2 protein-coding genes are annotated in these 970 nt (G+C 76.6%); both read right to left on the minus strand.

Annotation, left to right across the window (positions count from 1 at the left end):
• Positions 1-758, minus strand: a 758-nt coding sequence (locus GTW08_RS22405) for a glycosyltransferase (protein ID WP_161152476.1), incomplete at its 3' end; no start/stop codon positions are given.
• Positions 755-970: hypothetical protein (locus GTW08_RS22410; protein ID WP_161152477.1), on the minus strand; the 216-nt coding region annotated here is incomplete at its 5' end. The genes GTW08_RS22405 and GTW08_RS22410, both read right to left, overlap by 4 nt.

The following is a 970-nucleotide window of genomic DNA, read 5'->3' on the forward strand; positions in this document are numbered from 1 at the left end:
GCCAGCTCGGCCGCGGCGCGCAGCAGCACGTCGGGGGCCTTGAGCCGCTGGATGCGCCCGACGAACGCCAGCACCACCGCCCCGGCGGGCAGGCCCAGCTCGGCGCGGGCCGCGGCGCGGTCCCCGGGCCGGAAGCGGTCGGTGTCCACCCCGGGCGGGATGGTGACGGTGCGGCGCGGGTCGGCGTCGTAGAGGTCCAGCAGCTGCTTCGACTCGATCTCGGTGTTCGCCACCAGCCGGTCGGCCTCGGCGACGACCTGGTCCTCGCCGATCACCCGCACCCGCGGCTCGGGGGTGTCCCCGGCGGCGAGCGCGGCGTTCTTGACCTTGGCCAGGGTGTGCGCGGAGTGCACCAGCGGCACCCCCCAGCGGTCCCGGGCCAGCCAGCCGACCTGGCCGGACAGCCAGTAGTGGGAGTGCACGACGTCGTACCAGCCCGGGTCGTGGCGGGCCTCGGCCCGCAGCACCCCCGCGGTGAAGGCGCACAGCTGGCTCGGCAGGTCGTCCTTGCCGAGGCCCTCGAAGGGGCCCGCGGCGACGAACCGGACCGTCGCGCCGGGCTCCAGCTCGACCGTCGGTGGCTGCTCCGACGACGTGGCGCGGGTGAAGATCTCCGCCTGGACGCCGCGGCGGGCCATCCGGATCGCCGTCTGCGCGACGTAGACGTTCATCCCACCGGCGTCGCCGGTGCCGGGCTGCTCGGTCGGGGAGGTGTGCACCGACAGCACCGCGACCCGTCGGGGCAGTCGCTCACTCACCCGAGCATCCTGACACGGCGCCGGAGCGCCAGCGCAGCCACCAGCGCCCGCAGCGGGTCCGCGGCGTGCCAGTCGTCGCCGCGGCCGGGCCAGGCCGGGACGGTCACCGTCCCGCCGTCGTCGAGGTCGACGACCAGCTCGTCGTGCCGGTGCAGCCGCCCCGGGGGCGCGGTCTCCCCCAGCGCGGCCAGCGCCAGGACGACCTCGGGGTC

This window comes from Pseudonocardia sp. SID8383 (genome assembly GCF_009864975.1).
In the GTDB taxonomy this organism is placed as follows: domain Bacteria; phylum Actinomycetota; class Actinomycetes; order Mycobacteriales; family Pseudonocardiaceae; genus Pseudonocardia; species Pseudonocardia alni.